Origin of the sequence: Arthrobacter liuii, from assembly GCF_014639275.1 — a bacterium.
GTDB classification, from domain to species: domain Bacteria; phylum Actinomycetota; class Actinomycetes; order Actinomycetales; family Micrococcaceae; genus Arthrobacter; species Arthrobacter liuii.
In genome coordinates this window covers 1-5,319 of record NZ_BMFW01000065.1, presented here as the reverse complement: position 1 = coordinate 5,319, position 5,319 = coordinate 1, and the positions used below count along the sequence as shown (strand labels likewise).

The 5,319-nt window shown below is 65.5% G+C and carries 6 protein-coding genes and 1 pseudogene; 4 read left to right on the top strand and 3 right to left on the bottom strand.

Features of this window, described 5'->3' with window-relative positions; translation table 11 throughout:
* Both IEW19_RS23015 and IEW19_RS23010 read right to left on the bottom strand, forming a co-directional pair.
* The coding region (locus tag IEW19_RS23015) for a hypothetical protein (protein ID WP_188573868.1) at positions 1-602 on the bottom strand (602 nt) is incomplete at its 3' end.
* Positions 603-700: 98 nt separating this feature from the next.
* The gene (locus tag IEW19_RS23010) at positions 701-1,678 is read right to left on the bottom strand and encodes a hypothetical protein (protein WP_188573867.1); all 978 of its coding nucleotides are present in this window, start codon (positions 1,676-1,678) and stop codon (positions 701-703) included.
* Between the two features lie 340 nt (positions 1,679-2,018).
* Between IEW19_RS23010 and IEW19_RS23005 the strand changes: the two genes are divergently transcribed.
* A complete protein-coding gene (locus IEW19_RS23005) occupies positions 2,019-2,975 on the top strand; it encodes a ferritin-like domain-containing protein (protein ID WP_188573866.1) in 957 nt (318 codons plus the stop codon).
* Positions 2,976-3,162: 187 nt separating this feature from the next.
* Here the strand turns inward: IEW19_RS23005 and IEW19_RS23000 are convergent, their stop codons facing one another.
* Complete coding sequence (locus IEW19_RS23000; protein WP_188573865.1) at positions 3,163-3,342, bottom strand: hypothetical protein; 180 nt, start codon at positions 3,340-3,342, stop codon at positions 3,163-3,165.
* 132 nt (positions 3,343-3,474) lie between these two features.
* Here IEW19_RS23000 and IEW19_RS22995 point away from each other — a divergent pair, with 132 nt between their 5' ends.
* The 3 genes and pseudogenes from IEW19_RS22995 to IEW19_RS22985 all read left to right on the top strand — a co-directional run.
* Entirely contained in the window at positions 3,475-3,636 is a 162-nt protein-coding gene (locus IEW19_RS22995; protein ID WP_188573864.1) for a hypothetical protein, read from the top strand.
* Between the two features lie 518 nt (positions 3,637-4,154).
* Positions 4,155-4,826, top strand: a complete 672-nt coding sequence (locus IEW19_RS22990) for a hypothetical protein (protein ID WP_229748740.1) — start codon at positions 4,155-4,157, stop codon at positions 4,824-4,826.
* A gap of 192 nt (positions 4,827-5,018) precedes the next feature.
* Positions 5,019-5,319: pseudogene (locus IEW19_RS22985) on the top strand (hypothetical protein); the annotation flags it as partial.

Genomic DNA, 5,319 nt, shown 5'->3' with positions numbered 1-5,319 from the left:
AACGAACCACTGTCAGTCCCGGTGGTCCCGTTGTTCCGGGTCGTGACGGTGTTTTGGATGGTGCTCGCCACACCGGCGTTCGCACCCAGGTTCAGGCCCAGGTCCGACGCCGAAACGAACGAACCACGGTCAGTCCCGGTGGTGCCGTTCTCCTCCGCGGTGTTCTGGACCGTGCTCGCCACACCGGCGGTCGCACCCACGTTCACACCCAGGTCCGTCGCCGAAACGAACGAACCACGGTCAGTCCCGGTGTTTTGGATGGTGCTCGCCACACCGGCGTTAGCGCCCAGGTTCAGGTTCGAGCCCACGGAGCCACGCTCGGCCCCGGCAACCCCCGTCCCGGTGCTCCGGGTCGTGGTGTTGTTCTGGATGCTGCTGGCCACACCGGCGTTAGCGCCCAGGTTCAGGCCAAGGTTCGAGGCGATGCTCTCGTGGTTGGCCGTCGAGGACGTGGAGGTGATGCTGGTGTGGTTCTGCGTGCCGATACCAAGACCGGCGCCGGTGGTGGTGCCGGTGTCGGCTGAGGCCGCTCCTGCGCCGAGGACGAGGACGCCGCCGGCGAAAACTGCGGCGCAAAGGGTGTTGCGGACAAATGAATGCATGACTGTTTTTCCTCACATGGAATGAATGTTTGGTCCGGCCAAACGGACCGGGTATGCCTGTATATGCCGCGGCATTTAGGTGCGCGGCGCGGGCATCATTAATCCGGTGAGAATCCAGGGTCCTGGGTTGTGGGCCCCGGGAGGACGAAGCTGAAAAGGGATCCGTCGCCGCCCTGGGTCATGGGCAGGATGAAACGGTAGGAAAGATCCGCTGCAGCCTGTCCACCGGCGCCAGTGGGCCCCGATGCGCCGGCACTGCCGGACACCGGTGAGTACACCAGCGCCGTTGCGGGCACCAGTCCGCCAGGAAGCCGGATAGGGCTCTGAGGCGAGGCGCCGCCCTCATCCATCGACGCCCCACCACGCGGGGCGATCACATCCGCAATGCCCGTAGGCAGAGGGGAGTGCACGGTGGCGGATGGGTCAGCGCCGCGCAGGGAAGTGTTAGCCGTAACGGGTGCAACTGCGGTGGTCGCTGTGGCGGGCGGTGCCCCGCTTGGGATGCCGCTTATAGGTCCGGTGACTGCCGCTGTCGTGGTGCCGGTAATCAAACCTGTCACGGGGCGAGTGACGGCGTCCACCGGGCTCAGGACGCTGCCCGCAAGCCCCGTGACCGGGGCAAGGAGCGGCTGGGCAGTGCCGGCGACGGGTTGGGCGACGGGCGCTGTGCCCGGGGCCACGACCGCGTCCGCCAGGTCCGTGACCGGGGCAAGGAGCGGCTGGGCAGTGCCGGCGACGAATTGGGCGACGGGCGCGCTGGGTTGCCGTACGGGAGCGGCGGCCGGGGCAGTGCCGCCCACGGGCTGGGCCGCTTTTGCGGGCCCCTGGACGGTGGAGGGCGTTGTTGTCCTCTGTGGTCCCGGTTCTGTCCGGGGCTGAACCGCGGTGATGAGCGGCTTCACGGGAGCCGTCAAAGACGTGACGAGACCGTCGGCCGTGTGCGGGCTCTCACCAGGTGGTGGTGCCGGGGAAGCGTGGGCGCTGCCCGCGCCGAAGATAATCCAGCACATGGCGAAGAGGCCACCGACCAGGAGCAGGCGGAGGGCAGGGGCGATGTTCAGGGTCGTGCGGTCCATCCCACCTCCCATCAACTGCCGGAGTCCACGGTCACATACTTTTCGTGCCCGACACTGTTACCGACGGGCACGAAGCCGCGGTGAGAACTCGCCGCCGCGTAATGCGTTGAAAGTGTTTCGATGCCGGGCCGGTTCCGGATGGGTCGGTCTCTAAGAATCATCAATACCCTTATCACCTGGCCTGGGATTCATGCCCTTCCTCAACCTCTCCCGGTCGCGGTACCGTATCAGTGATCATGGCCGGTTTGGCTGTGGCGACGAGGGCGTCGCAGCGCTGGGGTGCGCTAAAGGACTGAGTCCTGCCCCCGCCATTTTCATGTGAATGGCAGGAGAATGTTCCATGTTTGAACAGCGTTTCATTGTTGATGCTATTTCCCGCAGTGCCGAAAACGCGGTGGACCGTCGACGGTTCTTCCGCGCCGCGGGCCTAAGCGGTATCACGGCCGGGGCGGCGTTCGTGGCCGCGTCCGCGACCGCCGCACCTGCCGTCGCGGAGGAAGCCGGTGCACCCAGTGACGGGGCGATCCTTAACTTCGCCCTGAACCTGGAATACCTGGAGGCCGAATTCTATCTCCGAGCCGTCACGGGCATGGGCTTGCCGGACAATATGACCACGGGGACGGGACAGCGCGGCCCGGTCATTGGTGGGCGTGCCGTGCCGTTCAAGACCCCTCTGATCAAAAATTATGCGCAGGAAATCGCCGGGGACGAAAAAACCCACGTCGCGTTCCTCCGCAGTGCGTTGGGAGCTGCGGCGGTGGCACGGCCCCGGATCAGCCTTGACGACAGCTTCACCGCCGCCGCCCGCGCCGCCGGGCTGATCGGCCCCCACGATAAGTTCGATGTCTACGCCAACGAACTGAACTTCCTCTTCGGGGCGTTCATCTTCGAAGACGTCGGTGTCACCGCCTACAAGGGAGCCGCCCCGCTGATCAGCAACAAAACCTACCTCGAAGCCGCCGCCGGTTTACTGGCTGTGGAGGCCTACCACGCAGGGATCATCCGCACGACCCTTTACGCCCTGGGGGTTGAAACGCCTGCGATCTACACCACCGTGCAAAAGATCTCGGACGCCCGCGACAGCCTCGACGGGACAACGGACCTGGACCAGGGCATCGGCACCGCAGCCGTGGCCAACCTGGTACCCACGGACGCGAACGGGCTCGCCTTCAGCCGCACCGCTGCCCAGGTGTTGAACATCGCCTACCTCGATCCCGAGCAGGTCACCTCAGGCGGGTTCTTCCCGGCCGGGGTCAACGGAACCATCAACACCAGCGGCGATAACGACACAGACTAAGACCAACCAACGGCGTCCGCGTTGCGGGTTGCCTCCGGCTGCCCCCGGGTACCAACTCACCCGGGGACAGCCGAGCCAAGGGATTACGGGAGACAAAACCCGCCAGTCCTGTCCCTGGCGGAACCGCCGGTGCGTTGAGGATTCTGAAGCCGGGCTTTTCCACGAGAGGGGCGTCGCTGCCGTTTCTTTATTCGGAGCCGTTGTCCTGCGCTTCGAGGTGTTTTGCCATGGCTTCCACGGCCTGGTTCCAGCGAACTGCAAGGGCTTGTCTGCTCAACGGTTCGAACATGCCGGTCAGAACTCTTTCAACTGCATCATAGGCGGCGTCTTTGACCCGTTCCTGCGCCGCGGGACTGTAATAGTTCATGCCCGTAATTCGAGACGGCGGCACCAAAAGATGGTCTGCCTTGACCGGCTGATCCGGCCGTGACCACGCCCCGCTTGGGACGATCGCACGGGACGGGCTGTACGGATGACATCGATAGAGGATCTCTTCACCGTGAGGCTACGGCCACTGCCCACCGGTCCCATCGGCTGGATCTCGAGCCGCTACCTGACGGACCACACCCGCCGCCACAAGGCCGAACAGTCCCGGACCGGTGCCATCGAAACCGTGGTGCACCCGCTGCCACATGACACCACCAACCAACACCGGGTTTAGCGGCCAGTACGTCCGGAGACGCTGCACCGCCCATACCGTGAGTACCGCACCCCCAGAGGACGGCAGCGACCGGTCCAGCTATCGTCCAGGGATTTGTGGTGGCGGTGGTCAGCAACGTTGCGCTGGTCCCGAAACTGAGATCGCGGCGCCCGGACCGGCGAACGCGGCAAGGATGCTGGCGGCTTCGGCCAAGACCCCGCCCCTGGCCGGGGCCAGGGGGCTCATCGGGGACCCGGGCCGTTGTTGCCGCCACGGGGGCGCGGCCTGGGTCGCGCGGACGGTGGTGCAGCGGTTAATGGTCTTGTCCTGCGAGAGGCCTACGCCGAGCAGGAATACGGCGCTGGCCAGGTGCAGGCCCGATATCGGCGCCTTTCAGACAAAGGCGCGCCGCTCCAAGGGCTCTGCGGCCTGCGTGAGGACCCACTATGCAAAGGGACCCGCAACGCAGGACGTGTTGGTGACCCGTCCGCGGTGGAACCGGTCACGAATAACCGGTGGCGGGCGATATGGTGTCGGCCATGACTACCCTTTTGGAAGGTGTGTGCTTCATGGGACGGATAAGCGTGCCGCCACGATCTGCCACGCACCGGATGCTGGTGCCGGCTCTTGCCGGGCTGTCGATACTGGTCCTGGCCGGATGCGGCACCGGTCCCGGCACGGCTGTGTCCGGGCCCAGCGCTTCGGTATCCGCCTCACACAGTGGTGACCCGGGTGCCGGTACCCCGACAGCGTCGCCGACTGATATTCCCGTTGCCGCCGCTGGTGGCCCATCGGCGGCGGCGTTGATGGTGTGCAGCAAGGAAATCCAGGAGAAAATCGTGCAGATCCTTGCCCTCGCGTCTGCCCCCGGCAATGGGGCAACTTGGGCGGACAAGCTCTTCACCTGCACCTATGCGCTGCCGGCCGGTTCGCTCGGGCTCTCGGTCAAAGAAGCCGCGGACCCGGATGCCGCACACGCCTACCTTCAGGAGCTGCAACGGTCCACGGCTGGGGCCGCACCGATCGAGGGGCTGGCGAACCTGGGATTCCCGGCCTTCCAAACCCCCGCCTCCGCCGTCTTCGTCAAAGACAACTTCGTGTTGACAGTGGACGCGGCAGCGCTGCCGGAACCGCTGGGACCCCACCAGGTCACCCGCGCCGCGTTCGCCTACCAGGTCGCCACCACGGTCCTGGCCTGCTGGTCCGAATAACCACTCCAGGCCCCAGCCCGGGAACTGCACCGCCCTGGCCGCCTCTGTGGGCAGGGCAGCGGTCTCAGGGCCGGTGAAAAAGTTTCCAAGGATTTGACCAATCCGTGACGCGGGGCACAACGAACCGTTAGTGTCACAGTTATGGACGTGCCCATCTGGGGGAGCGTTCATCATCAATGGAGGAAACACATCATGAAGAAATCCGCTTTCCTGATTGCCCCGGCCCTGGCCCTGGGCGCCCTTGCACTTTCCACCAGCCCCGCCCTCGCAGCCGACACCACGAACTACCAGGCGAACCTCGCCGCGATCAACGGCAGCAACGCCTCCGGATCCGTCATGATCACCGTCAACGGCGACCAGGCCACCGTCACCGAGAAAGTATCCGGCCTCGCCGCGATGTTCAACGGTGCTCCCTACCCGCACGTCCAGCACATCCACATCGGCGCCCAGGGCACCTGCCCGGACATGTCCGCCGACACCAACAAGGACGGTG